20 protein-coding genes and 1 pseudogene are annotated in these 22,309 nt (G+C 66.1%); 8 read left to right on the top strand and 13 right to left on the bottom strand.

Going from position 1 to position 22,309, the window contains the following annotated elements; all coding sequences use genetic code 11:
- Positions 1 to 11: 11 nt before the first annotated feature.
- Positions 12 to 1,799, bottom strand: coding sequence for a site-2 protease family protein (locus BLT27_RS12330; RefSeq protein WP_089734323.1), 1,788 nt, complete (start codon positions 1,797 to 1,799; stop codon positions 12 to 14).
- Between the two features lie 493 nt (positions 1,800 to 2,292).
- Here BLT27_RS12330 and BLT27_RS19215 point away from each other — a divergent pair, with 493 nt between their 5' ends.
- Positions 2,293 to 3,267 carry a hypothetical protein gene (locus BLT27_RS19215; RefSeq protein ID WP_139172332.1) on the top strand — a complete coding sequence of 325 codons (975 nt, stop codon included), beginning with the start codon at positions 2,293 to 2,295 and terminating at the stop codon, positions 3,265 to 3,267.
- Between the two features lie 736 nt (positions 3,268 to 4,003).
- On the opposite strand, the gene lysS is transcribed toward BLT27_RS19215, so the two are convergent.
- Positions 4,004 to 5,680 carry a lysine--tRNA ligase gene (gene lysS / locus BLT27_RS12335; protein ID WP_089734325.1) on the bottom strand — a complete coding sequence of 559 codons (1,677 nt, stop codon included), beginning with the start codon at positions 5,678 to 5,680 and terminating at the stop codon, positions 4,004 to 4,006.
- Positions 5,681 to 5,773: 93 nt separating this feature from the next.
- Complete coding sequence (pyrH, locus tag BLT27_RS12340; RefSeq protein ID WP_089734327.1) at positions 5,774 to 6,490, bottom strand: UMP kinase; 717 nt, start codon at positions 6,488 to 6,490, stop codon at positions 5,774 to 5,776.
- A gap of 90 nt (positions 6,491 to 6,580) precedes the next feature.
- On the opposite strand from pyrH, the gene BLT27_RS12345 reads away from it, so the two are divergent.
- The 4 genes from BLT27_RS12345 (at position 6,581) to BLT27_RS12365 (ending at position 10,398) form a co-directional block, all read left to right on the top strand.
- Positions 6,581 to 7,408, top strand: a complete 828-nt coding sequence (locus BLT27_RS12345) for a molybdopterin synthase (protein ID WP_089734329.1) — start codon at positions 6,581 to 6,583, stop codon at positions 7,406 to 7,408.
- A 264-nt stretch (positions 7,409 to 7,672) separates the two neighbouring features.
- Entirely contained in the window at positions 7,673 to 7,924 is a 252-nt protein-coding gene (locus BLT27_RS12350) for a DUF7123 family protein (RefSeq protein ID WP_089734331.1), read from the top strand.
- 221 nt (positions 7,925 to 8,145) lie between these two features.
- Positions 8,146 to 9,288: a site-2 protease family protein gene (locus BLT27_RS12360; protein ID WP_089734334.1), complete on the top strand. Its 1,143-nt coding sequence runs from the start codon at positions 8,146 to 8,148 to the stop codon at positions 9,286 to 9,288.
- Between the two features lie 135 nt (positions 9,289 to 9,423).
- Positions 9,424 to 10,398: a formyltetrahydrofolate deformylase gene (locus tag BLT27_RS12365; protein WP_089734336.1), complete on the top strand. Its 975-nt coding sequence runs from the start codon at positions 9,424 to 9,426 to the stop codon at positions 10,396 to 10,398.
- On the opposite strand, the gene BLT27_RS19805 is transcribed toward BLT27_RS12365, so the two are convergent.
- Both BLT27_RS19805 and BLT27_RS12370 read right to left on the bottom strand, forming a co-directional pair.
- Positions 10,399 to 10,575, bottom strand: coding sequence for a DUF7576 family protein (locus tag BLT27_RS19805; RefSeq protein ID WP_175526451.1), 177 nt, complete (start codon positions 10,573 to 10,575; stop codon positions 10,399 to 10,401).
- A gap of 74 nt (positions 10,576 to 10,649) precedes the next feature.
- The gene (locus BLT27_RS12370; RefSeq protein WP_089734338.1) at positions 10,650 to 12,473 is read right to left on the bottom strand and encodes a DEAD/DEAH box helicase family protein; all 1,824 of its coding nucleotides are present in this window, start codon (positions 12,471 to 12,473) and stop codon (positions 10,650 to 10,652) included.
- A 113-nt stretch (positions 12,474 to 12,586) separates the two neighbouring features.
- Between BLT27_RS12370 and BLT27_RS12375 the strand changes: the two genes are divergently transcribed.
- On the top strand, positions 12,587 to 13,054 hold the full coding sequence (locus BLT27_RS12375; RefSeq protein ID WP_089734340.1) for a GNAT family N-acetyltransferase: 468 nt from the start codon (positions 12,587 to 12,589) through the stop codon (positions 13,052 to 13,054).
- 34 nt (positions 13,055 to 13,088) lie between these two features.
- Here BLT27_RS12375 and BLT27_RS12380 read toward each other — a convergent pair whose 3' ends face one another.
- Positions 13,089 to 14,108, bottom strand: a complete 1,020-nt coding sequence (locus BLT27_RS12380) for a phosphoribosylaminoimidazolesuccinocarboxamide synthase (RefSeq protein WP_089734341.1) — start codon at positions 14,106 to 14,108, stop codon at positions 13,089 to 13,091.
- A 510-nt stretch (positions 14,109 to 14,618) separates the two neighbouring features.
- Here BLT27_RS12380 and cofH point away from each other — a divergent pair.
- A complete protein-coding gene (gene cofH, locus BLT27_RS12385) occupies positions 14,619 to 16,025 on the top strand; it encodes a 7,8-didemethyl-8-hydroxy-5-deazariboflavin synthase subunit CofH (RefSeq protein ID WP_089734343.1) in 1,407 nt (468 codons plus the stop codon).
- A 39-nt stretch (positions 16,026 to 16,064) separates the two neighbouring features.
- Complete coding sequence (locus BLT27_RS12390) at positions 16,065 to 16,346, top strand: hypothetical protein (protein WP_089734345.1); 282 nt, start codon at positions 16,065 to 16,067, stop codon at positions 16,344 to 16,346.
- A gap of 9 nt (positions 16,347 to 16,355) precedes the next feature.
- Here BLT27_RS12390 and BLT27_RS12395 read toward each other — a convergent pair whose 3' ends face one another.
- The 7 genes and pseudogenes from BLT27_RS12395 to BLT27_RS12425 all read right to left on the bottom strand — a co-directional run.
- Entirely contained in the window at positions 16,356 to 16,646 is a 291-nt protein-coding gene (locus BLT27_RS12395) for a helix-turn-helix domain-containing protein (protein ID WP_089734347.1), read from the bottom strand.
- A gap of 69 nt (positions 16,647 to 16,715) precedes the next feature.
- Positions 16,716 to 17,861 carry a 7,8-didemethyl-8-hydroxy-5-deazariboflavin synthase subunit CofG gene (cofG, locus tag BLT27_RS12400; protein WP_089734349.1) on the bottom strand — a complete coding sequence of 382 codons (1,146 nt, stop codon included), beginning with the start codon at positions 17,859 to 17,861 and terminating at the stop codon, positions 16,716 to 16,718.
- A 320-nt stretch (positions 17,862 to 18,181) separates the two neighbouring features.
- Positions 18,182 to 18,799 carry a 2-phospho-L-lactate guanylyltransferase gene (gene cofC / locus BLT27_RS12405; protein ID WP_089734351.1) on the bottom strand — a complete coding sequence of 206 codons (618 nt, stop codon included), beginning with the start codon at positions 18,797 to 18,799 and terminating at the stop codon, positions 18,182 to 18,184.
- A 43-nt stretch (positions 18,800 to 18,842) separates the two neighbouring features.
- Positions 18,843 to 19,658, bottom strand: a complete 816-nt coding sequence (locus BLT27_RS12410; RefSeq protein WP_217639147.1) for a hypothetical protein — start codon at positions 19,656 to 19,658, stop codon at positions 18,843 to 18,845.
- A complete protein-coding gene (locus BLT27_RS12415) occupies positions 19,636 to 20,808 on the bottom strand; it encodes a tubulin/FtsZ family protein (protein ID WP_089734356.1) in 1,173 nt (390 codons plus the stop codon). The genes BLT27_RS12410 and BLT27_RS12415 overlap by 23 nt, the downstream gene beginning before the upstream one ends.
- 205 nt (positions 20,809 to 21,013) lie before the next feature.
- A complete protein-coding gene (locus tag BLT27_RS12420; RefSeq protein ID WP_089734358.1) occupies positions 21,014 to 21,919 on the bottom strand; it encodes a complex I NDUFA9 subunit family protein in 906 nt (301 codons plus the stop codon).
- A 57-nt stretch (positions 21,920 to 21,976) separates the two neighbouring features.
- Positions 21,977 to 22,309: pseudogene (locus BLT27_RS12425) on the bottom strand (IS6 family transposase); the annotation flags it as partial.

Genomic DNA, 22,309 nt, shown 5'->3' on the forward strand with positions numbered 1-22,309 from the left:
CGAACGACCCCTCAGCCGGCCAGGAACTGCGGGCCGACGACCAGCACGACGAAGCTCAGGAACATCGTCAGGCCGACGGTCGTCGTCACCGCGCTCACGCGCCGGCGGGTCACCTCGACCGGGAACCGCGAGAGCACGGCCTCGGTCGAGGTCCGCAGCAGGTGCCCGCCGTCGAGCGGGAACGCGGGGATGCAGTTGAACGCGCCGAGCTGGACGTTGATCCAGCCGGTCCAGAACAGGGCGTTCGCGATCGCGAACAGCACGCCCGCGCCGAGGAACTCCAGTGGGCCGGTCGCGACGAAGAAGTTCGTGATCTCGCCGATGAATCCCGCGAAGTTGTACGGGAAGTCGCCGCCGGGCATCACGGCCGCGATGGGCAGGACGAGCACGAACAGCACCTTGCCGACGAACGACTGGGCGAACGAGTTGAGCATCGACTGGTCGCCGCCACCCAGGATGGCGAGGTACGACTCGGCGGGGTAGTAGTTCAGCCCCACGTCGTCGACGGTCACCCCGCTGACGCCGCGGGCGAGCGGTGCGACGCCGAGGAAGCTGCTGCCGTCGTCCTGCGTGCCGAGGGTGACCTCCCGGACCGAGCGTTCGCCGTCGTCGTAGAGCACGACTTCGACGGTCTTGCCCGGCTCGGCGGCGTCGATGGCCTCGCCGAGCTCGCTGTAGGAGATGACCCGTGTGTCGCCGAACCGGGTGACGATGACGTTCTCACCGGCAGGTGCGCCCGCCGCTGCCAGCGGTTCGCCCTCGATGGGGCGGAGGTACGCGCCGGCGACGAACGCCTTCGTCTCGCCCTCCTGCGTCGTCACCGTGACCCGGCCGGATGAGTCACGGAGCGCGTCCTCGAAGCCGGCGGTGGTCGTGACGGGCGTCCCGTTCACCGCGGTTATCGTATCGCCCGCGGAGAGGTTGGCCGGCCCGTTCTCCAGGGCTCCGGTCACGAGCACGCTCCGGTTCATCGTCACCGTCCGGTCGCCGTTCACCTCCAGTTCGAGCCGGCTCGCGTTCTGCTCGGCGACGAGATCCTCGAAGTGGCTGTTGTTCTCGACGGGGGTCCCACCGACGGCGGTGATTCTGTCGCCGCCGTCGATGCCCGCGTCGGCCGCCGCCGACCCCGGGAGCGCGCCGCCGACGAGCGCGCCGCTCGCGACGCCGATAGAGCCCGCGACAGGCCCGAACAGCAGCGCGAACGCGACGACGGTGATGGCGAAGTTGTTCGTCACGCCCGCCGCGAACATCCGCGACTGCGCGCCCCGGGACGCCTTCCGGCGGTTCTCCTCGTTCGGCTCGACGAACGCCGCGACCGGCAGCACCGCGAGCAGGCCGATGCCCATCGACTCGATCTCGATGTCCTCGACCCGGCAGAGCAGCCCGTGGCCGCCCTCGTGGACGACCAGCCCGACCAGCAGCCCGAAGAGGATTCCCGGCGTCGCCGCCAGTGGCAGGAAGTCGTTCACGCCGGGGATGACCAGCACGTTTCGGGGCTGGTTCACCGCGCTCGGTGCCGGCGGGTTTTGGATCGTCAGGATGGCCCCCTGGAGGAGGAAGAGGAACGCGCCGAACATCACCACGAGGGCGATGCCGAGGCCGATGTTCGACCAGGCCCGCCAGAACCGCTTCGGCCCGGCCAGCCAGTTCAGGAACCGCCGCCCGCGCTTCGTGTGGACCAGCAGCACCGGCCCCTGCGTCGAGATGTACGACGGGAGGAGGTTCTCCTTCTTGGCCGCCCAGACCACCAGCCAGTAGAGGACGAAACCGCCGATACCCAGCCACAGGGTGGAGACCATTGCCGGATATTGAGGGAGGCGCGGGGAAATGCGTTTGGTTTGACCGGGTACGTGCGGGGGTTCAGGTCGGCTGTCACGTTCGGATTACACTCGGCTATCCGGTGTGGTCGGTCGCCCCCAGTACTCCGGCTGATACATCGACGTGAGACGACACACTACGGGGAGAAACCATGGCTGTCCCCGTCGGCACCACGCGAGCAGGGGGACTATCGTTGAGGCCCCGGAAGCGACAGTCCGTCGCTCCTACACGGCTTCCAGCAGCCAGTTACAATCTGCGAAGGTCTAAAGATTTGGTGGTCATTAGTCTCTTGTTAGTCAGGTAGCGAATTATTTGATTAGTCTGGTAGGAATCAATAGGAGCCATGATGAGGGGGCAATCCTACAAGTAATACAATAAATACTACAAATAAATTACGGGCAAATAAAGTTATATATGATATTATTTAATATATTATTTCAAAATATTTATGATGGGGTAGGATATATGAATAGTATGGAAAAACACGGACGGCGTGCATTCCTCACGACCACCGCTGGATTGGGAATTGGAGTCGGAAGTTCTGGAATTGCAAGTAAAGTATTCGCGAAAGAGGATAGTAGGGAAACATATAATGACGCACGGGTTTCGGGAGCTTCTGAAGAAGGGGAGGTTCTTGAAACAGGGAATACCGGCATGCTTGAACTTGGGCCTTGCAATCGTTGGGACCAAGGGTCAATTGTTAAATACTCGTCGGGGCATTCTGGTGGTGAGTGGTATCATAAATGGGGAATTTCGTCGGTTGCACATTGCGACAGCGTTGGACTTGGAACGGAATTGTTTGGGCATGAGTATACGGTCGACCCTAGAGGATCAAATTTATACAAGGAATCGACAAATCATTCAGGCGTACATCCAAATGGTGACGGTGGCTCTCTACCGGACTGGGCGATTCCACTGCTAGAAAACGCATTAGCAAACTCCAATCCATCTGATGGCTGGATGCAAGCAGGTGGTGATGCGATTGAAGAGGCATTTGGTCCGGCAGGCGAGGACCCGTCGGACATATATAAATATCATAACCAAGATAACACTCCTGGCGAGTTGAAAGGATGGCGGAATTGCGGTCACTACGCGCAATTCATCAGCCAAAGTCTCGACCCATATGTCAAAGTAAAAATGTCCTATCAGGATGGGAATTCGTGGGCTGATGAACACTGGTCAAGCTGGTACGCGAACATTCACCTTCACGACGTTAATTGTGGACCGAGAGGGAATTATTGTGATGAGTCTACTAGTGAACTGCCACATCCTGATGAAATGTCCTCGGAAATGGAACAACAATTGGGGATCACACGTGTTGATGAAGATGAGTATGCGACTGCTGAGAATGTACCACAGTATAATGGGAGGACCCCAGAATATATTGCAACGAACCCCCCTATCACTGTAACAAATGTTGGACGGAGTGAGGAATGGAGAGAAAAGTAATCACGGATATGTCCAAATCCTTAGTCGGGGATTTGGATTGAATCTTTAGCAAAATATACAATATAATATAAGTTTGCGTAAAGAATATCAATTAGTAGTTAATCGTCGTAACTGAATCTCCCAACAAAATATTGAGACAATGAAACGGAGAACCTATATTTCGTCACTTATCCCAGTCCCGATTATATTATCTGGGTGTTTGGATAGTGTTAGTTCTAGTATGGGATTAGCTCAAATTACTTTATTAAATGCCTCAGAATCAGAGACGAATTTCGAAATAAACGTTTGGAGGAACGACGAAACTATATTATCGGACAATTCCAAATTGTCGACATGGGAGGATAGACATTTTCATCACGAGGATATGGGAAAACCGGTACCATACGAAGTATCGGTCGAAACGGCTGACGGTCGAAGCCAGAAATTCAATTCTAACCAACCCGGAGACAATACCAACGGCTCGGATGATAATGTCTGTCTCGACGTTATATTCCAGATAGACGATGAGTCAATATCCGTTTTCACAAGGCAGGTCGGCTGCTCTGGAACGGGAAACGAGATCTAATCTCACGCACCGGTCCGCGCATCTTACTGACATAATCATTTTGGTCGAAAGAGCGCCTGAACGGTTCGTAGGGATAGTACCTCAGCAATCACTACCTGTGTGGGGCGCTCGCTCTGTAGCGTAGCGCCTGTTCCATCGGGAATCGCTGTTCCTGCTGTAACCGGTAGCTGTTCACCGTTCCCGACGCAGTCGCGCGACCACGAAGTCGCGGTCGAGCTTGCCGAGAAACGTGCCGAGCTGGGGTCCCTGCTCCTCGTCGAAGAACAGCCGGTAGCCGGCGGTGAAGAGCGCGCCGATGTCGATGTCGTTGTCCTTCGCGGTCTCGTAGATCTCGCCCTGGATGGCGTCGCCGTCGTGGCCCTCGGCGACGAAGTCGGCGAGTTCGTCGAGCGCCGCCTCGGTGGCCGGGTCGAGGTCCACGTCGGGCATCTCCGCGCGCTTGAGCTCGTAGTTGAACTCGTTGTCCGTGCGGCGCGTCCAGTTCCGGGCGCGCTCGACGCGGGCGAGGGCGGCCTCGACGGTTTCCTCGTCGGCGTCGTCGGGGATGTGGCCCTCCTTTCGGGCGACCTGTTCGCGGAGGTCCGGGTCGTCGAACATCCCGAGGACGGCGGCGAAGGTAAAGGGGAGCCGGATGCGGTCGGGGTCGACCTCGTCGACGACGAAGGGGTAGACCCGCTCCGCCCGGGCGGTCTCGTCCTCGGTGCCCTCGACCTCGCCGAAGTAGAGCTGCTCGAAGCGGTCGAACTCGTCGACGAGCTGGTCGAGGCGCTCGATGGAGAAGTCCCGCGCCCGCTTCGGGTTCTTCGCGAAGAAGAAGCGGACGACCTCCGGCTCCAGCAGTTCGAGCACGTCCTCGACGAGGACGACGTGGCCCTCGGAGGAAGAGAAGGCCTTCCCGTCGAGGGTGAACCACTCGTACACCATCGGGACCGGCGGAACGTCGCCGAGGACGTTCCGCGCCACGTCGTCGCCGGAGGGCCAGGAGCCCTCGGCGTGGTCCTTCCCGAAGGGTTCGAAGTCGACGCCCAGGACGCGCCACTGCGCGGGCCACTCGAAGCGCCAGGGGAGCTTGCCCTCGCGCAGCGTGGCGGTGCCCTCGTGACCACAGCCGGCGATGGTGTCGCCGCCGGCCTCCATGTCGGTGCAGACGTAGTCGACCTCGCCCTCGTCGGGCCGGATGTCGGTGACGGTCTCGGTGACCTTCCCGCAGTCGGCACAGATCGGGTTGAACGGGACGTAGTCGGCGTCGACCTTGTCCTGGTACTTCGCGAGGACGGTCCGGGCGGTGTCGGCGTGGTCCAGCAGGAAGCGGGTCACGGCCTCGAACTCGCCGTCCTCGTAGAGCTCGGTGTTCGAGACGAGCTCGATGGGCACGCCGAGGGCGTCGGCGCTGGACTGGATGAGTGCGGAGAAGTGGTCGCCGTAGGAGTCACAGCAGCCGAACGGGTCGGGGATGTCGGTGTACGGCCTGCCGAGGTTCCGTCCGAGTGCGCCGGCGTTCACGTCGCCGAGGTCGACGAGGGTGCCGTCGAGGTCGGCGAGCTTCCGGGGCAGCTTCCGGAGCGGGTCGCGGTCGTCGGCGGTGAACACCTGCCGGACATCGTGGCCGCGCTCGCGGAGCACCGCGGCGACGAAGTAGCCCCGCATCACCTCGTTCATGTTGCCGAAGTGGGGGACGCCCGACGGGGAGATACCGCCCTTGATGACGATGGGGTCGTCGGGGTCGCGTGCCGCTATCTCGTCGGCGATCCGGTCGGCCCAGAACACGTGTCGCTGGTCGTCGCCGTCGTCCTCGTCCGCCTGGAGCGTGTACGGGCTGGTCGCCTCGTCGGCGCTCACGGGGCGCACACCCCGCGTTCGGCCGCAGCAGCGCGTGTCGGTTGCATGGCTGTGGCTACCCGTGTGGCGTGCTTAAGGGTTGTCAAGCAGAGGCAGCCGCGCCTACTCGGCCCAGTAGGTGAGTTCGTCGCCGGCCCCCTCGGGGATGACGTCGGTGCCGTCGTGGTCGCCGTAACGGACGGCAGTGAGGACGCGCTCGGGGTCGTTCCCGTCGAGGACGATGGTTCGCATCCCGGAGCGCTGGATGACCTTCGCGGCGAGGAGGTCGACCGGGGCGGACGCCCCGGCGTTCATCTCCAGCCCGGCGATGACGTCGACGAGGTCGTTCGCGGTGAGCTCCTCGTAGCGCTCCGCGGTATCGTCCTCCTCGGGGTCGGCGGAGAAGACGCCGGGGACCGAGGTGGCGTAGACGAGCAGGTCCGCGCCGACGTACTCCGCGAGGGCAGCGCTGACGGCGTCGGTGGTCTGTGCGGGCGCGACGCCGCCCATGACGACGACGTCGCCGTTGCGCATCACCTCGCCGGCGGACTCGTAGTCCTTCGCGGGCGCGGTCACGACGTTCTCGCCGAGGGCGGAGATGAGGAGCCGGGCGTTCAGGCGAGTGACGTCGATGCCGATCTGGTCGAGTTCGATCTCGTTGGCACCGAGGTCACGCGCCGTGCCGATGTAGTCGCGGGCGACGCCCCCGCCGCCGACGACGGCGGCGACCTGACATCCGTCCGCGACGAGCTCGTCGACAACGTCCGCGTACGCGGCGACCCGGTCGGGGTCGAGTTCCGGCGCGAGGACGCTGCCCCCGACGGAGACGACTACCTTCATGCTACCGGCCAGTAGCCGACTGCCTCTCTTAAGGATTGCCAAGTACCCGTCGGCGACACCTACAAGCGACTGCCGCCTGACCAGTCCGGTATGTACGTACTCGCAGTGGTCGGCCCCGACGGGGCGGGGCGGGCCGACCTCGTCGACCAGTTCGTCGGCGCGCTCGCGGCCGATGGGACGGTCGCCGTCGTGACCGAGGACGACCCGGTCCGGGAGGCCGATGGGCTGCCGGGGGCGTCGGACGAGCGCGTCCGAACCAGCGTCGGGGTCGGTTCCGACGGCTGGGCCGCTGCCGGCACCGACCGCACGCTGGACGACGTCGTCGACGACCTCACGCCGACGCACGACTACTGCCTCCTCGACGACGTTCGCGAGGCGACGGTACCCGGCGTCGTCCTCGGCGGGGTGGACTACGCGGGCGACGCCCTGACGACCGTCGAAACCGGGAGCGGCGTCGACGTCGACGCGGTCGTCACGACGCTCCACGAGCGGATTCCCCACGAGACGCTCGACTCGCTGGTCGAGCGTGCCACGGGTGCGCCCGGTGCGGAGTTCGCCGGTGCCATCGCCACGTTCACGGGCAGGGTACGGGCACGGGACGACCCCGACGACGAGCGGACGACCCACCTCGAGTTCGAGACGTACGAGGGTGTCGCCGAGGAACGCATGGCGACCATCGAGGCCGACCTCGAGCAACGCGAGGGCGTCCACGAGGTCGTCATGCACCACCGGACCGGGGTCGTCGCCGCCGGAGAGGACATCGTGTTCGTCGTCGTCCTCGCCGGCCACCGGCCGGAGGCCTTCGAGACCGTCTCGGACGGGATCGACCGGCTCAAAGACGAGGTTCCCATCTTCAAGAAGGAGGCGACGACCGACGGCGAGTTCTGGGTTCACGAGCGGGACACCGGTGCTGAGTAACCGCGCCTGACAGGTCCCTGGAGTTATTTTCTCGTGTATCGGGGGGAAAGATGGAATCTGACGTGCGTCAGACGACACCTCGTTTGGAAGGGTTAGCAGCGGTTTTAAAACTTCTAGCGTCTTCTGAAACCTTCGAATTCTATCTTATAACTCGCGTAAAACGTCGTATTACTCCGATTTCACTCGAAATATATCAAAACAGCCCGAAGCAACTGCCCTTTATAACCTCTCCCAGTGGCTTGGAGGAAGTGAGGCGAACGCAATATGAGCGCAACGCAGAATCCCTCCGTTGACAGCGAGCCCGCCAACAAAGAGACGCGCCTGCAGGAGTACCTGCGGGAGAAGGCGACCGACGGCGAGATGTACTTCAAGTCGAAGTTCATCGCCGACGACGTCGGCCTCTCCCCGAAGGAGATCGGCGCACTCATGGTGAAGCTCAAGGACTCGGCCACGGACCTCGAGATCGAGAAGTGGTCGTACACGAGCGCGACGACCTGGCGGGTCGAGCCCATCTGAGCGGCCCCGCACCCTGGCATCCCACACCACCACACCCCACCACACCCCACCACACCCCACCACACCCCACCACACCCCACAACGCCGCTCCCACCACGCCGACCCCACCACTGCACTGCGGCCCGCCCCACACCCCACCGCCGGCCGTTGGTCCCCGGCGCCTCATCGTCTGCGGCCCGCCGCCGTGCCTTTTTACGACGTGACGACTAAGCAACGTCCACATGGCCGCCGACGAGCCGCCGTCACAGTCCGTCCCTGAGGCCGGGCCGCCGCTCTCCGCCCTGGCGGACGAGTTCCACGTGGAGGACGTCCGACGAGACGGTGAGACGATTTACTACTACGGCACGCCGCTTCGGACCCCGGAGATGACAATGCGGAACGTCTGGGGTACGTTCCACGAGGCCGGCTACGACGCGGAGCTGACGACCTCTGCAGGACGGTACGTCATCGTCGCGGAACCGGCCAGTCACGGTCCGGACGGGATTCCCTGGAAGAACGTCCTGCTGTTCCTCGCCACCGTCTTCTCCACGCTCTACGTGGGTGCGCGGTGGTTCTACGTGGACCCCGTCGCGAACCCGGTCGAGGCGGTGCTGACCGCCTGGCCGTTCTCCGCCGCTATCCTGTTCGTCCTGGGCACGCACGAACTGGGGCACTACGCGATGAGCCGGTACCACGACGTGGACGCGTCGCTGCCGTACTTCCTGCCGTTCCCGACGCTCATCGGGACGATGGGCGCGGTCATCCGGATGCGTGGCCGGATGCCCAACCGGAAGGCGTTGTTCGACATCGGCGCGGCCGGTCCGCTGGCCGGGCTCGTCGCGACCGTGCTCGTCACCGTCGTGGGACTCTTCCTCCCGCCGGTCGTCGCGCCGGAGAGCTTCGCCCCCGGGGCCGACGCGGTCACCATCCAGCTGCAGTTCCCACCGCTCATCGAGGGAATCGCCTTCCTGACGGGACAGCAGCTCTCCTACCAGGACCCGACGGTGAACGCCCACCCGGTCGTCATCGGCGCGTGGGCCGGCGCGTTCATCACCCTGCTGAACCTCATCCCCGTCGGCCAGCTGGACGGCGGGCACATCATGCGTGCGATGTTCGGCGAGGCCCACGACACCGTGGCGACGCTGGTCCCCGTCGGGCTGTTCTCGCTCGCGGGCTACCTCCACTTCGTCGACGGGTTCGCCTGGGACTCGGTGTTCATCTGGGTCTTCTGGGGCGGCTTCGCCGCGTTCATCGCCGCCGCGGGCTCGGCGACGCCGGTCAGCGACGAGGAGCGACTCGGCCGCGGCCGGATGGCGCTCGGCGTGCTCACGTTCGTCCTCGGCCTGCTCTGCTTCATGCCGGTGCCGGTCGCCATCGTGGGCTGATCGGCGTCGCCCCGACCCAGATGGTGCCTGGTCACACGGGCCAGGCTGTCGTTGCGCCGATGCGAACGCTTTTGCACGCCGACGGCCTGAGCGCAAACTGATGTCTCCGACGACCAGTGACCGGAGGTGGTATCGATGACGACAGAGCTAACCGAAATTACGGTGGTCGGAGGAGACAAGACCGGACTCATCGCACGCGTCACGAGCCTCCTGTTCGAGCGCGGCATCAACGTCGAGGACCTGGACCAGGCCGTCCGGGACGACATCTTCCGGATGACCCTCCACGCGGACACCACGGAGATGGTCTGCAAGGAGGAGACGCTGCGTGACGACCTCCACGACCTCGGGGACGAGCTCGGCGTCGACGTACAGGTGCGGTTCCCCGCCGACCGCGAGACCCAGCAGATCGCGGTGCTGGCGACGAAGGAGAGCCACTGTCTCGAGCGGCTGTTCCAGGCGTGGGCCAGCGGCGACCTCGGCGCGGACATCTCGGTGGTCATCGCGAACCACGACACCCTCGAACCGCTCGCCGATAAGTACGAGGTCCCGTTCCACGACGTCGGCGACGAGAAGGGCACGCCCGACGAGGGCGAGATTCTCGACCTGCTGGGCGAGTACGACGCCGACCTCATCGTCCTCGCGCGGTACATGCGCATCCTCAGCCCGGACGTGGTGTTCCGGTTCGAGGACCGCATCATCAACATCCACCCGAGCCTGCTGCCGGCCTTCCCGGGCGCGAAGGCGTACCGGCAGGCGCTGGAGGAGGGCGTCCGTATCGCCGGCGTCACCGCGCACTACGTGACGACGGACCTCGACCAGGGGCCCATCATCACCCAGCGGGCGTTCGACGTGCCCGACGGTGCCGACATCCAGACGATGAAAGAGCGGGGCCAGCCGCTCGAGGCGGACGCGCTGCTCGAGGCAGTGCGCCTGCATCTGAACGGTGACGTCTCCGTCCACCGGGGGCGGACCCGACTCAGGGAGCAGAGTGCGAGCTACCAGCTCGGCCTCTCCAGGGAAGCGCGCGACGCGAACCCCGACCGGCCCGTCGACGGCCTCGGCGAGATAGTGGCGGGGTCGGCAGCGGGCGAGGAGTCGACGGACGACTGATCAGCCGTCCCACTTCTCGAGGCAGTCGTCGTCACAGAAGTGGCGATGCTCGACGTTGCCGTCCTCGACCCACGAGCGCACCCGGTGCTCGTCGCCGGTGACGGCCGCGCCGCAGACGGCACAGGCCGGGGCGTCCTCGGGGTCCACGTCGCCGATGTCCGATGTGGGGTCGACCATGGCTCCCCTTCGCACGCGGAGAGGGTCAACAGTCCCGACGACGGCAATTCTTCGGTCGCTGTCCGCTCGCCGCGTCAGTCGACCGCCTCGGCCGGGCCGTCGCGGACACCGATGCCCTTCGAGGCGAGGTGGCGGACCTGTCGCTTCGCGAAGCCCTCCTCCCGCGTGCCCCGGGTCGCGAGCACGTAGACCAGCGCAGTGCCCTCGGGGCGCATCGTCCGGCCGGCGCGCTGTGCGCCCTGCCGTCGCGACCCGCCGAGGCCGGAGGCGACGATGGCGAGTTCGGCGTCGGGCAGGTCGATGCCCTCGTCGCCGACGCGGGAGACGACGAGCGTCCGCCGGTCGCCGCGGCGGAACTCCGCGAACAGCTCCCGACGGCGCGCGTGCGGCGTCTCGCCGGAGATGAACGGGGCGTCGAGCGCCGCGGCGAGCTGGTCGCCGTGGTCGAGGTACTCGACGAACACGAGCGCCTTCTTCTCGGGGTTCTCGGCGAGGAGGTGCCGCGTCTCGGTGACCTTCGCGGGGTTCATCGCGGCGAGCTGGCGGCGGTGGTGGCCGGGGTCGGCGCTGGCGTGCTCGCTCTTCTTCTCGTCGTCCGTCCACGGCACGTAACGGATGTGGACCTCCGGCTCCTGCACGTAGCCGGCCGCGAACAGCGCGTCCCAGTCGGTCCCGATTGGCGGGCCGACGAGCGTGAAGATGTCCTCCTCGCGGTCGTCCTCGCGGACGGGCGTCGCGGTGAGCCCGAGGCGGTGCTTCGACTGCAGGTCGGCGGTCCGCCGACGCACGTCGGAGGGGATGTGTTGGACCTCGTCGTAGACGATGAGCCCCCACTCGCGGGAGTCGAACAGGCCGCGGTGGCGGTCCATCCCGGCGATCTGGTACGTGGCGACCGTGACGGGACGGACGTCCTTCGTGCCGCCGTGGTACTCGCCGACCTGGTCGGGCGAGAGCGACGTGTGGGTCAGAATCTCGTCGCGCCACTGCCCGGCGAGCTCGCGCGAGGGCACCAGGATGAGCGTCTCTCCCTCGATGGCGGCCATGACGCCCATCGCGGCGACGGTCTTGCCGCTCCCCGGTGGGCCGACCATCACGCCGGCTTTCGCCTCGAGGAATCGGTCGACCCAGGACTGCTGGTAGTCCCGGAGCACGAGCCCGAGCTCCATCGGCAGCTCGTCGCCGCCCTCCAGCTCGCGCTCGTCCTGCACGGGGTAGCCCGCCTCGTACAGCCGGCGCTTCACCTCGGCGAGCTTCTCCTCGGCGACCCACGCGGTCACGTCGTCGATGGGCGCGCGGATGCAGTCCTCGGGGAGCTTCTCCAGTGCGACGTTGCCCAGGAGGCTCTCGTTCGCCGCCTCGAGCACGACGTAGCCGTCCTCGTGCGTGCGGAGGACGAACTGGTTCGCGCGCTTCCACTGGTCCTCGACCCACGCCTCGAACTCCGGCGCGCGCTCGGGGAGCACCTGCCGCATCGTCCGTTCGAGCTTCTCGAACGTCTCGTAGGGCGCCTGCCAGATGTCCTGCTGGCGCACCTCGTAGAGGTAGCCGCCCGACCGCGTCGTGTCGACGAGGTGGGCGAACTGCGAGCACTGCGCCCGGGTGAACTGCTTGGGCTGGTCGACGACGAACTGCCGACGCTCCGGGAAGAAGACGACCCGCTCGCGCTCGAGCATCGCGCCCCAGTCGCTCGGGTACCAGATGGTCGGCTCGACGCCCGCGTCGGTCCGCTCGACCGCGCCCTGCGATTCGAGGGCTTCGAGCGCCTGCAGGGCGGCCTCCTGCGTGCTGTCGAGCCGGCGCGCGAGCTGGTCGGCCGTGATGACCGGCCGTCCCTCGGCGTCGAGCGCGTCGTAGAACTCGTCGATGTCGATGGAGTTCCGGGGTTCCTCCGCTGTCACTGTCGGTCACTAGGTCGTTCCGTGGGCAAGCGTGTTTCGAGTGCGGTCCCGGGGTGTGTCTGGAGCTCCCACGGCGACCGGAGGTTTACGAGCCAGCCCCGACGAGTCGTCCCATGGAACTCGTCGAAGCCACCACCGACGACATCCAGGCGCTCGTCGACCGCTGGCACTCGCTGGCCCGGGCGATGGAGGCCCACGACGAACTGAACGAACTCGCCAGCCCGGACGTAACGGAGGCCGCCGCGGAGGGCTTTCGCCGGCAGCTCGCCGACGACGCGGTCGACGATTACCTCGGCGTCGAGGACGGCGAGCAAATCGGCCTCGTCACCCTCCGGGAGGGTACTCATCCGTCCCGCGAGTACTCGCGGTACCTCCGCATCGTGAACCTCTTCATCGACGCAGAGTACCGGGACAGCGGTCACGGCGCTGCCGTCGTCGACCGTGTGAAAACGCTGGCCTGCGAGCGGGGCTGTGACTACCTGAAAGTCTCCTGTGAGTGGGGGAACGAGGGTGCGCGACGCTTCTACCGCGACACGGGGTTCCGGCCGAAACAGGTCGACTTCGCACAGCCTCTGGAGTGAATCGGAGACCCTCGAACGAGTACAGCGCCCCGGCTCAGAGCCGGCTGACGGCCCCGATTGCCGAGTTCAGCGGTGGAGCATCGAACAGTTCGAGGCCGGTGTACGCGTTGGCACCGGCGGTGTAGAGCTCGCTCGCGACGGCGAGGACGTCGTCGTCGAGGGGCTCGGGCCGGACCTCGCAGAGCGACTTCCAGTCGGCGACGTTCTCGGCCTTCGCGCGCTCCTTGGCCTCGGTGACGGCGGCGACCCAGTCGGGCTGGGTGCGCTTGTGGTACTGCCGGATGACCTCCTTCGAGATCTGCGTGCCCTCGTAGCTGAAGCGGTTCTCGTCGAAGGTGCCGACCACGTCCGCGACGCGGATCTCGCCGTCGAAGTAGAGGCACTCGATCTTCCCGTCCTCGTGGGTCAGGCCGCCGGACTCGGCCTGCTCGGTGACGACGCGGTTGACCTCGCGGGCGGTCCGTTCCAGCGCGTCGACGTCCGCACGGCCCGCGACGGCGTCGGCCTCCTCGCGGGAGAGGTAGCGGTCGGACTCCTCGAACTTCGTGGAGAACTCGACGATGGGCTCGTCGAGGTCGACGACCCCCTCGGGCCACGCGTCGAAGTCGAGCCCGTGGTCCGCGGGGTCGGTCCGGCTGCGCAGGCTGGAGCCGACGGGGACGCGGTTCCGGAAGACGATCTCGAGCGGGACGAGGTAGTTCCCGCCCGCTTCGGCGTGGAACGCGTCGTAGTCGTAGTCCCGGCCCTCGTGCGGGAGGTCGGGCACCTGCGTAAGGTCGATGGCCATCTCCCACGGGGGCTGGTCGGCCTCGCGCAGCGGCAGCGTGTCGCCGTTGCGGACGACGCCTCGGTAGTGCGTCGGAATCCCCTCGTCCTCGAGGAGTTCGAAGTTGAACGCGCCCATCGAGCAGAGCGACGCGCCCTTGTTCGCGATGGTGTCTGGCATCTTCCCCCAGTCGAAGACGGAGTAGTCGTCGGTGAAGACGAACGCACCACGGCCCAGCTCGTCGGCGGTCGCTGGCTCCTCGATGCGGAACTCCTTGACGCTCGTCACGGCCGCTCCCTCCGCAGGCGAGTGCTCATACTCGAACGGGCGAAGCCGTCACTAAAGAAGGTTTCACTACGCGGTCGAGGGAGTCCGAACCGGGTGGCGACGACAGCCAATCAGCCGGCTGGCGCGCGGCCGAACTCGTCGCCGAGCACTGCGAGGCGGCGAGTCCAACGCTCGTGCGAGGGATGAGCGAGGGAGCCTGCGACCGAGCGAATCGGTTGGGGAGGTCAGAGGTGCGGTGCTGTGCGGGGTGTCCCCGTGAGCGAGCCTGCGAGCGAACGGGGGCTCGTCGGAGCTTGCTCCGACGGTGGGACTGAAAGGGGCGAGACGCTGGAGGAAGGCGGGCGATGCAAGGACCGGAGGAACGAGGACCGCAGCGAGGCCCCCGACTCCAGCGTCTCGGGGCTTTCGAGGCCGTCACAGCTCTCATGGAGACCTCGATTCGGAGAAACCCAATTACGACTAACGGCCGGTTCCACTACCCTTTTGAGAGTCAAACCCGACGCATAGATAATGGCCGACTCGTCCGAGCACAGCGCGGCTGACCTGCCCACGGACGGCTTCGACTACGAGCACGTTCCCGAGAGCGACCAGTCCTTCGGGAACGCGCTCGCGAAGGCGCGGAACGGGGAGCGGCTCACCGTCGCGGACGGCATCGAACTCATCACCACCGGCACGGACGTCGACGGCATCGACCAGTCCCGGAAGGAGCTGGTGCTGGAGGCCGCCGACCGCCGGCGCGCCGCGGTCGTCGGCGACGAGGTCACGTTCGTCGCCAACCTGAACAACAACGTCACGACGGCCTGCAACACCGGCTGTCTGTTCTGCAACTTCAAGGACACCGCCCACGCCTTCGAGGACGACAGCGACGTGGACCACGCCGGCTTCACGAAGACGCCGGCGGAGTCCCGCGAGGTCGTCGCGTCGATGCTCGACCGCGGCATCTACGAGGTCACGTCGGTCTCGGGGCTCCATCCAGCGTTCGCGCTGAACGAGGCGCACCACGAGATACTGCGCGACTCGGACTGGAAGGAGACGAACTACAAGCCGCCCGAGCGCTACGACACGGACCCCGGGACCTACGTCGAGCAGATGGAGGCGATGTCGGTCGGCGACGTCCACCTCCACTCGATGACGCCGGAGGAGGCGTACCACGCGCGGCGCGGCACCGACTGGAGCTACGAGGAGGTGTACGACGAGCTGCAGGCCGCCGGCCTCGACTCGGTGCCCGGCACCGCCGCCGAGATTCTCGTCGACGAGGTCCGGGACGTCATCTGCCCCGGGAAGATACGGACCGACGAGTGGCTCGAAGCCATGGAGGCCGCCGCGAACGTCGGCCTGGGGCTCACTGCCACCATCATGTACGGCCACGTCGAGAACGCGGCACACCGAGTCCGCCACCTCGACAAGGTGCGGGACCTGCAAGAGCGCGTCGACGGGGCCATCACCGAGTTCGTCCCGCTCTCCTTTATCCACCAGTCGACGCCGCTGTACGAGCACGGCGTCGTCGACGGCGGCGCGAGCGACGACGAGGACGAGCTGATGATCGCCGTCTCCCGGCTCTACCTCGACAACGTCGACCACGTGCAGTCCTCGTGGGTGAAGTACGGCGACGAGCGGGGACTGAAGATGCTCAACTGCGGCGCGGACGACTTCATGGGCACCATCCTCTCCGAGGAGATAACGAAGCGCGCCGGCGGCGAGTACGGCGAGTTCCGCTCGTTCGACCAGTACGTCGAGATGATACGGGCCATCGGCCGCACGCCGGTCGAGCGTTCGACGGACTACGAGCAGCGCCGCGTCGTCGACGGGGACCCGCCGTTCGGCCCCGAACTCGGCCCCCGAGCGGACGGAACGCCGCTGCTCCGCGAGGACGAGGGCGCGCGGGCCGGCGGCGACGGGCTCGCGGCCGACGACTGAACAGCACCCCTTTTCACCCCGTTCGACCTACCGCCACGCATGAACACGCTCGCGCCGGCAGACGGCGACGACCGCTATCGGCTGCCACAGCACGCCCACATCGTCGTCTACGAGCGCGAGGGCGGCCGCGGGCTCCTCACGGTCTACGACTGCGGCGCGGCACAGAAGCCGCCCACGGCGCAGCTGCTCGGCGAGTTGGGCAGCGTCCGTGCCGAACACGAGGTGCAGTCGAACCCGACGGGCTACGTGGTGCGGATGCGCGAACCGTCGGTCATCGCGCGGCAGGGAGAGGGCCACTGGGTCGTCAGAGCGGCGGAGTGACCCCCGGTGTCAGGGGCTGATGCGTCGCTGTCTGAGCAGTGTCCGCAGGTACTGTTCCCCGTGCGCGGTGATGCTGTAGGCGCCGTCGGTCCGGGCGCGGACGTAGCCCGCGCTCTGGAGGCGGTGACAGAGGTGGTCGATGGTCGTCGGGTCGGCGTCGACCGCGCTCGTGAGCTCCGCGATGGGCATGGCGTGAGCGGTGTCGAGCGCGTGGAGGATGGCCAGGTCGGCCGGGCGGTCCGGCGCTGGTGGTGAGTCTGGCGTGGGCTGGTCGGCGTCGGGTGCGTGAGTCTCGTCCATCCCACTCCAGCGAAGGGACGGCTGCAGCAAGAAGCTCACTAGGAGACGTATCGAGCGCTCCCGAGCGGTCTATAGCTGGACCGGTGCCCCATCGAGGACCCGACGGTACCGTCGGCCCGCCGGGGTGTCGCCGGCGAGTGCGTCGCGGACGGGGTCGTCGAGCCACCCGTCACCGGGAGCGGCCTCGCCGTCGAAGTCGTCCGAGCGCAGCTCCGCGGGGAGGTAGCGCTCGTAGACGGGCAGGCGTTCGCGGAGGGGGACCCCGGCCTCGTCGGCGATGTCCCGGAGCTCGCGGAGCGCCGGCCACTCGTAGTCGGGGTTGATGTAGTCGTCCGTCACCGGGGAGACGCCGCCGAGGTCGTCGACCCCGCAGTCGAGCAGCTCGCGCGTCGGCGAGAGGTTCGGCGGCACCTGCACCGACACCGTCTCGGGGAGCACCCAGCGCGCCATGGCGACCACCCGGCGCATCGTCTCGACGTCGGGACGCTCGTAGCGCGAGCGCTCGTTCGGGACGACGTTCTGGACGATGACCTCCTGCACGTGCCCGTATCGCTCGTGCAGGTCGCGGATGGCGAGCAGGCTCTCCGCGCGGTCGCGCCAGTCCTCGCCGATGCCGACCAGGATGCCCGTCGTGAACGGGACCCGCAGCTCGCCGGCGTTCCGGATGGTGTTGAGCCGCTGGCCGGGCGACTTCACCCGGCGCCCCGCGTGGGCGTCCACGTCGGCGGTCGTCTCCAGCATCACCCCCATGCTGGCGTTGTACGGTGCGACCATCGCCATCTGCTCTCTGGTCTGGTCGCCGGGGTTCGAGTGCGGAAGGATGCCCCGGTCCAGGGTGTGCGCACACACCGCACGGAGGTAGTCGTGGATATCGTCGTAGCCCCAGCGGTCGAGCTGGGCGTGGACCTCGTCGTAGCGGTCGTCGGGGTCGTCGCCGAAGGTAAAGAGGGCCTCCGTACAGCCAGCGTCGATGCCCCTGTCGAGCGTCTCGTCCACGTCGTCGTCGTCCATGAGCGTCGCCTCGCCCGGCGGGTCGAAGAACGTACAGTAGGTGCAGGTGTACCGGCAGGCGGTCGTCAGCGGCAGGAACACGTTCCGGGCGAAGGTGAGCTCGTCGGCGGGCTCGACGTCGTCGGGGGTGACCGAGAGCGCGCGCGCCACCTCGCGCTCGTCGAACGACAGCGAGATGTCGTACTCGTCCGCCCCCGGAATCATGCTCGGGGATGCGTGGTCGACGGGCAAAAGGGTGTCTTCATGGGAAGGATTCGTCCGAAGACGCGATGGCTTGGGGACGACCGGGCGGCACACGCCTGCGAGCCGGCCGTCCCACGACTGCCGTGGCGTCCGGTCGTTCGCGGTTTCACCGCAGCTCAGTCACCGGAAACAGTGACCTCCGCAACGTCAGCAGACCGCTCTCGACGACATGCGCTACCCGTATTCCGAGAAAGCCAGAAGGGGAGTAGTGGTGGATTCGCGCGCAGAGGCCTCGCGCACTCTCACTGAGGAGTCGCCCCGATATAGTGCCACGTAGCGACTCAGTCGTCGACTCGCACCGCGTTGACCCGGCCGTTTCCGCGCTCGATTCGAACGCCGTGGTTCGCGAGCCAGGTAGGGGCCCGGCCGTCCCCGTGGACGAGCACCTCCACCAGGTCGACGCGCTCGTCGACGTCGGTCGCGAGCCGGTGGGAGTCGACCACCGTCACCGCCGCACCGACGGCGTTCGCCGCCGCACGGTGGTCGAGGTAGGACGCGCCGTGGAAGTCGGTCCGGAACGCCGGCTCGCGCACGACCAGGGCGTTCGTGCCCGCGCCACGGCCCGGCGCGACGACCACGTCGCCGTCGGCTCCGAACAGCCGCTCGAGCACCGCGGGCGTCACGAGCGGCAGGTCGGCCATCACGACCGCGACCGCCCCGTCGGTCTCCGCGAGCAGGTCGTTCACGGCGGCCGTCAGCGACCGGTCGTCCACGCGGACGCGGGCGTCGATGTCGACCGGTGCGGTCGCGAGGACCGTCGGTGTGTGGCCCGCGGCCCGGACGGCGTCGAGCACGTCCGCGAGCATCGCCCGCGCGAAGGCGGCGCGCTCGCCGGCGTCGAGGACGCCGGAGAGCCGGGTCTTGGGGTTCTCAGCCGCGAACGGTACGACGACACGCATAGCTGGAGGTCGCCGGTGAATCGCAAAGAACGTTCCGAACCGCTCAGCCGAGGCGGCTGTGGTCGTCCTGCTGCTGGCGGTACCAGTAGAAGCCGCCACCGATGAGAGCGACGACGACGACGCCGACGCCGGCGTAGAGGAGCAGCTGGTTGCGCTGCTCGGTCGATTCGGCGTTGCTCTTGGCCGTGTTGGCCTCCTCCTGTGCCCGACTGGCGAGGTTCTGTGCGTTGCCGAAGTTCTCGCCCTCGTAGGCCGAGATGGCCGACTCGAGCGAGTCCTCGGCGGTCGAGGTGTCGCCGCCCGCGCTGTCGGCCTCGTCGATGGCGGCCTGCGCCTCGACGATGGCCTCCCGCGCTGCCTGGCTCTCCTCGGTGAAGTGGTGGGCCTCGCGGGAGGCGATCTCGTTCGAGGTGCCGCCCTCGCGGGCCTGGGTCAGCGACGCGACGACGAACATCTCCTCGTCGGCGTAGGTGAAGTTCTCGATGCTCGGCACCGTGCCGGTCACCTCGACGGTGACCTGGTTGGCGTCGTTCGCCTCGGCGTCGATGTTCGAGTAGTTGAACGACTGCCCGTCGAACGACTGGCTGTCGATCTGGTTCCCGGTGTCCGTGTCGGTGGTCGTCACCGTCCACGTCACGTTCTGCAGTTCGGTCTCGCCGCGCAGCGTCCACGAGGTGTAGTCGGGGTTCTGGTACAGCTCCCCGAGAGTGACGCTCGCGGTGTAGTCTTCACCGACCTGTCCTTCGTCCGGGACGTCCTCCTCGCTGACCTGTACGGCCACGGCTGTGCCGACCGCGGCGAACGCCAGCAAGGCCACCGCGGCGAGGATCGCCCACCTAGAATAGCGGCTCGAGCTCATCCTCGTCATCTTCGACTAAGTTCTGTAAGTTATCTTCGCTTTCCTCTCGGATGGCCTCGATGTTGTCCTGGGCCTCGATGGCGACCTGCTGCAGCTCCTTGATCCGCGGGACGTTGTTCACGCCCGACAGGAGGATACAGGACGCGACCTGGGGCTCACGCAGCGGGTAGTCGCCGCCGCGGACCTCCATGGAGCCGGTCTGCTCCTCGAGCCACTTCCGCCCGCGCTCTATCCCTTTCCGGTTGAGGTGCTCCGTGGGACCTGCCATGACGAGCAGGGCCCGCTCCGCCCCCTCGATCTCACACGGCAGGGTCAGTCGCCCGAGCGCGGCCTTGCGGACGAGCGACGTGATGCGGTTGGTCGTGTGTGCGGTGTCGACCTGCTCGTCGTCGCCGCCGGTAAAGCGCGAGAGGAGGCCGCTGTCGTCGGACAGCTCGACCTCCTCGGTCGCGTAGCCGACGGTCGAGATGCCGCCGCCGGCCAGCGTGTTGATGATCTCGGAGGAGTCGACGACAGACTCGCCCACCTCGTCCCCCTGGCCGACCTCGCCGGCCCCGAACAGGACGCCGAAGCGGCGGACGATTTCCTCGTTGATCTCCTCGTAGCCGCCCTCGACGGACTCGCCGGCCTGCCGCCACGAGTCGTTGTCGAAGACCAGCAGGTTGTCGACCTCGCGGACGAACGTCTGGAACGACCGCGCGGCGTTCAGCGTGTAGATACCACCTTCGTCCGACCCCGGCAGGACGCCCAGCCCGTACACCGGAATCGTGTAGATGCGCTTCAGGTGCTTGGCGAGGACCGGTGCGCCACCGCTCCCCGTGCCGCCGCCCATCCCGGCGACGACGAGGAACGCGTCGATCTCGTGTGTCGGGATCGAGTCGATGGCGCCCTGCACCTCGTCGATGTCCTCCTCGGCGATCTCCGCGCCGAGCTCGTTGTCAGCGCCGACACCGTGTCCCTTCACCCGGGACTGACCGATGAGGACGCGGTTCTCGTTCTGAATGTTCTCCAGACCCATCAGGTCGGCCTTGGCCGTGTTGACCGCGATCGCCGAACGGACGATGCCGCTCTGTGTCCGTTCGTCGTAGTCGACGAATCGGTCGACGATCTTCCCGCCGGCCTGACCGAATCCAATCATCGCCAGTTTCATTTGAAAGGGGGCTCCGTTGGTTTGCCAAGAGTGGGATGAAGGATATAAGCCTTTGGATGGTCCCACTCTCGGCCCGATGTCATGTTCCCAAAAATAACCGTCCGATAGGCCTGCTATCGTCCGAATTAGGCATACGATACTTTTCAATTATTCCGTGACACTACCCCGGTCTATTTAAGCTCCTGCGGGGGTGTCGTTTCCCCGGTCAGGCGCTGGCTTTCGCCGTGTTCTCCACGCCGAGATACGACGACAGCGTCGTCAGCTCGTGGGGTTCGACACCGAACGCCGCGACGCCGTTGTCGGCGACCGTGTTGTCGACCTTCAGGGAGCGAGCCTGGTCCGGGCCGAACGGGATGAACGGGAGCGGTCCGGCCATCGTCATACCCAGCTTCGCCAGCGGCATCGGAACTGGCAGAATGCGGACTGATTTCCCCTCGGCGGCGTAGGCGAGGTGAGTGACGTCCGCGAGGGTCAGCACCTCCGGGCCACCGATGTCGTACGCCTCGCCGACGTGGTCGTCGTCCTCGACGGCGTCGGCCAGCATCGGCACCAGGTCGCCCAGCCAGATGGGCTGGAACGGCGTCTTCCCGCCGCCGGGGAAGCCTGTGACGTACGGCGTCGTCAGCTTCTTCGTGAAGGAGACGAACTCGCCGCCGTCGCCGAACACGACCGAGGGACGGACGAGGACCCAGTCCAGGTCGGCGGACCGGACGACCTCCTCGGCCTGCCCCTTCGTCCGGAGGTACGCCGTCGGGCCGTTCGGGTCGGCCCCGAGCGCCGACATCTGGACGAGCTTGCCGACATCGTGCTCTTCGCAGGCGCGCACGACGTTCTCCGTCCCCTGCAGGTGGACCGTCTCGTGGCTGAGGTTCCCCTTCGGCTTGAACAGCGGGGAGAGCGCGACGAGGTTGACCGCCACGTCCTGCCCCTCGAAGTGGGACTCGATGGACTCGTAGGCGCTCACGTCGCCCATCGCAGTCTCCACGGTGTTCGGGAGGTCGGCGTCGTCGGGGCTCCGTGCGAGGGCGGTCACGTCGTGTCCGCGGTCGGCGAGCTCTGCACACAGGTGACTTCCGATGAAGCCGGTTCCGCCGGCGACAATCACGTTCATGCCGCGAGTATTGGTCAGGAATCAGGATAAAGGCTCGCCCAACGGCAGGGGTCGCGTTCAGATTAGCTGATTCCATGCGAAGGCGAATGATTTGAGCCACTCGTCAGCAGTTTCAGCTTCGGCGTGACTGAAACAGTTCGAGAAAGCGTTAGTTCTGCGTTTTACCTCTCGAAAGACACGTTCGACGCTGTTGCGATTTCCGTGTTTCTCGTAGCGGAAATCGAGCCCGTGACGGTTGCAAGCGTCTTTCAGCGGCGTCGCACCGTCGACGAGAAACACGGCGTCATCGACGTCGTGTTTCTCGCGTAACTCCGAGAAGAACGCGTGCGCGAGCACGTTCGTCCGTGTCGGTTCAAGCTTTGTATGCAGTAATTCGTTGGTTTCGGGGTC

It is taken from the genome of Haloarchaeobius iranensis (assembly GCF_900103505.1).
GTDB lineage: Archaea > Halobacteriota > Halobacteria > Halobacteriales > Natrialbaceae > Haloarchaeobius > Haloarchaeobius iranensis.

What these genes read in the sequence shown, in the direction of transcription:
- BLT27_RS12345 (WP_089734329.1), top strand. Translation starts at nt 6,581, where the DNA reads ATGTACGTACTCGCAGTGGTCGGCCCCGACGGGGCGGGGCGGGCCGAC.
- BLT27_RS12375 (WP_089734340.1), top strand. Translation starts at nt 12,587, where the DNA reads ATGGAACTCGTCGAAGCCACCACCGACGACATCCAGGCGCTCGTCGAC.
- BLT27_RS12415 (WP_089734356.1), bottom strand. Translation starts at nt 20,808, where the DNA reads ATGAAACTGGCGATGATTGGATTCGGTCAGGCCGGCGGGAAGATCGTC.
- BLT27_RS12420 (WP_089734358.1), bottom strand. Translation starts at nt 21,919, where the DNA reads ATGAACGTGATTGTCGCCGGCGGAACCGGCTTCATCGGAAGTCACCTG.
- cofG (WP_089734349.1), bottom strand. Translation starts at nt 17,861, where the DNA reads ATGATTCCGGGGGCGGACGAGTACGACATCTCGCTGTCGTTCGACGAG.
- BLT27_RS19805 (WP_175526451.1), bottom strand. Translation starts at nt 10,575, where the DNA reads ATGGTCGACCCCACATCGGACATCGGCGACGTGGACCCCGAGGACGCC.
- BLT27_RS12410 (WP_217639147.1), bottom strand. Translation starts at nt 19,658, where the DNA reads ATGAGCTCGAGCCGCTATTCTAGGTGGGCGATCCTCGCCGCGGTGGCC.
- BLT27_RS19215 (WP_139172332.1), top strand. Translation starts at nt 2,293, where the DNA reads ATGGAAAAACACGGACGGCGTGCATTCCTCACGACCACCGCTGGATTG.
- BLT27_RS12360 (WP_089734334.1), top strand. Translation starts at nt 8,146, where the DNA reads ATGGCCGCCGACGAGCCGCCGTCACAGTCCGTCCCTGAGGCCGGGCCG.
- BLT27_RS12330 (WP_089734323.1), bottom strand. Translation starts at nt 1,799, where the DNA reads ATGGTCTCCACCCTGTGGCTGGGTATCGGCGGTTTCGTCCTCTACTGG.
- BLT27_RS12365 (WP_089734336.1), top strand. Translation starts at nt 9,424, where the DNA reads ATGACGACAGAGCTAACCGAAATTACGGTGGTCGGAGGAGACAAGACC.
- cofH (WP_089734343.1), top strand. Translation starts at nt 14,619, where the DNA reads ATGGCCGACTCGTCCGAGCACAGCGCGGCTGACCTGCCCACGGACGGC.
- cofC (WP_089734351.1), bottom strand. Translation starts at nt 18,799, where the DNA reads ATGCGTGTCGTCGTACCGTTCGCGGCTGAGAACCCCAAGACCCGGCTC.
- pyrH (WP_089734327.1), bottom strand. Translation starts at nt 6,490, where the DNA reads ATGAAGGTAGTCGTCTCCGTCGGGGGCAGCGTCCTCGCGCCGGAACTC.
- BLT27_RS12390 (WP_089734345.1), top strand. Translation starts at nt 16,065, where the DNA reads ATGAACACGCTCGCGCCGGCAGACGGCGACGACCGCTATCGGCTGCCA.
- BLT27_RS12350 (WP_089734331.1), top strand. Translation starts at nt 7,673, where the DNA reads ATGAGCGCAACGCAGAATCCCTCCGTTGACAGCGAGCCCGCCAACAAA.
- BLT27_RS12395 (WP_089734347.1), bottom strand. Translation starts at nt 16,646, where the DNA reads ATGGACGAGACTCACGCACCCGACGCCGACCAGCCCACGCCAGACTCA.